The organism is Kitasatospora sp. MBT63 (assembly GCF_000710465.2).
Classification (GTDB): domain Bacteria; phylum Actinomycetota; class Actinomycetes; order Streptomycetales; family Streptomycetaceae; genus Kitasatospora.
In genome coordinates, this window is record NZ_JAIZ01000632.1 from 10,058 (window position 1) to 12,467 (window position 2,410).

Here is a 2,410-nt window from a genome sequence, read left to right on the forward strand (position 1 = left end):
GCAGCCGGCGTGGGGTCAGAACCAGTGCAGGCAGTGCGGGGCGCGCTCGCCGCGGAAGAGGGCGTCGGCGAGGACGGCCGCACCCGGGCGGTGGGCCCGGATGTGGCCGGCCCGCACCAGCGTGCTCGGGGCGGTGCCGCCGAGGTAGACCGAGCCCAGGTCGCTGATGTCCAGGGACAGGTCGGGCTCGCGGTGGGTCGGCACGCAGTCGGCCTTGCCGTCCCGGACGGTCAGCAGGTAGCGGCCGTGCTCGCCGAGGAACGGGTCGTCGACGTCGAGGACGAGCTCGCCGTCCGCGAACCAGCCGCGCGCGGTCAGCGCCCGCGGTACGTCCAGCAGCCGCACCCAGAGCCAGTCGGTGTCGCCGGTCACCTCGCCGCCGCGGAAGTCCTCGAGCTGCCAGCGCAGCGGGTGCTCGGTCGGGACGTGCTTGAACACGACCGTGGTGGCCAGGTCGTGGCCGAGCAGGAACCGGGCGAGGGCCGTGTGCACGGCGTCGTCGGCCGCGATGATCTCGTCGGCGGTCAGGCTCCCGGCCTCGAGCGAGTAACTGGCGTACCCGTCCGGGACACCGTCGGCGTCCCGGTGGACGGCGACGTAGCGCGGCGCCCGGGAGACCGGCGGCTGCCCCGCGCCCAGGGCCCACCAGCGGTGCGGCCGGGACAGCGCGCCGGGCTGGGCGCGGCGGTACCGGTCGTAGACCTCTTCCAGGATCCCGCCGCAGTCGGCCCGCCGCAGCACCTCGACCGTGCCGGCCGAGGTGGCGCCGTCGGCCGCCCGGCGCGCCCGCGGAAGGGCGGAGGCCGCCCGGCGGCGCGGTACCGTCAGCCGCGCCGTGTACGTCGCCGGCCCGTAGCCGAACCTGCGGTAGATCACGGCCTCGGACGCCAGCAGGACGGCGAGGCACTCCCCGCGGTCCCGCACCTCGGTGAGCTGGTGCCGCATCATCGCGGTCAGCACGCCCTGGCGCCGGTGGGTGGGCAGGACGCCGACGGCGGTGACCCCGGCGGCCGGGACCAGCACCTCACCGGGCAGGGTGAGTTCGAAGGAGTACGCCCCGGCGGTGCCGACCGGCCGCCCGTCCGCCGCCACGGCAAGCAGGCTGCGGTCCATCTCGTACGCGGCCCAGAGGACCCCGCCGCCGTCCTCGGCCGGGGTCTGCGGGAAGAGCCCGAACGCGGTGTGAACGGTGTCGACGAAGACGTCGAGGTCCTGGTCGGTGGTGGGACGAATGTCCATCGGTGCCGCTGCCTCCCCTGGTTGCGGGCGCAGCACGACGCGTGGCGCCCCGCCACAGTGCAGCGTCACCGGGCGGCCCGGTCAAGCGGATTACCTGCGGGGACGGCGCAATCGACCGGCCCCCGGGGGCCGGTCGCTCAGGAGGAGGCGGTCCAGCCGCCGGACGTGGTGGTGGTACGGACCGGGGGTGCATCGATACCGGTGCTGGTGCTGGTGCTGGTGCTGGTGCGGGCGGCCGGGCCGGGGCGGCCGTCCCAGGTGGCGGCGTTGGGTGCGGCGGACTCCGTGGTGGTCCGGCGGAGGGCGGCGGGCGCCGGGGCAGCCGCCGGACGCGGGTCCTCCCGCTCGATCCGCAGGACCAGGTTGCGGCCGCCCGGGTTGCCCGGCCGCTCCCGGTCGGTGCTGCGGACCAGCTGTCGGCGCACGCCGCCGGTCTCCTCCCAGCGTCCGACCACGGCGCGGATGTTGGGCTCCCAGACGCCTCGGTGGCAGTGCTCGACGGCGAGGTCCCAGTCCTCGGCGTCGATCAGCTCGCCGGCGCCCGGCTCCCCCGGCACCACGATGGTCCGGCCGCCGCGGACGGTCACCACGGCCCGCTGCGGCCACTCGGCCTCCACGCCGGTCACGGTGATCCGGTGGGGGCCTCGGTAGGTCGGCATCTGGTGGTCACTCCCGCGAGCTGTCAGGCCGCCACGGGTGGCGGCGGGTCCTGACAGCAGGTACGGCCGGCGGCCCGGCCCCGGTTCACCGCGTCGGCGACGCGACCGGTGGCGGGCCGTCGGCGGCGCGCCGTACGGGCGGGTCAGGGCGCCAGGGTGAAGGAGACCCGGCCGAGCCGGCCCTGGTCCCGCAGCGTCCGCAGCTCGGCGGCCGGGCCGGACGCCGCGGGGCCGGGCGGTTCGGCCAGGACCGCGCCGCTGTGGCGCAGGGCCGCGGCGGCGTCGTAGCCGTAGGCGTCCTCGAGCACGGCCGCGAGGCCGTCGACGGCGGCGCGAGGGTCGGTCGCCCCGGCCACGGACCACGCGTTGACGCCGAGCCGGGCGGCGGCCGCCTCGGCGGCCAGGTCGGCGCCGGCGGCGGGCAGCACACCGCGGTCGGCGCCGAGGGTGAGGTAGACCTCGGTGCCGGGGCGGGCCGCGAGCAGCCGCCGGAGCGCGTCGACCACCCTGGC

The 2,410-nt window shown here is 77.3% G+C and carries 2 protein-coding genes and 1 pseudogene; all 3 read right to left on the reverse strand.

Annotated features, from left to right (window positions below):
* Nucleotides 1–15: 15 nt before the first annotated feature.
* Nucleotides 16–1,239, reverse strand: coding sequence for a GNAT family N-acetyltransferase (locus tag AA75_RS33095; RefSeq protein WP_033824051.1), 1,224 nt, complete (start codon nucleotides 1,237–1,239; stop codon nucleotides 16–18).
* 137 nt (nucleotides 1,240–1,376) lie between these two features.
* Nucleotides 1,377–1,898: a hypothetical protein gene (locus AA75_RS33100; protein WP_033824052.1), complete on the reverse strand. Its 522-nt coding sequence runs from the start codon at nucleotides 1,896–1,898 to the stop codon at nucleotides 1,377–1,379.
* A gap of 143 nt (nucleotides 1,899–2,041) precedes the next feature.
* Nucleotides 2,042–2,410 (reverse strand): annotated as a pseudogene (locus AA75_RS33105) (hypothetical protein); the annotation flags it as partial.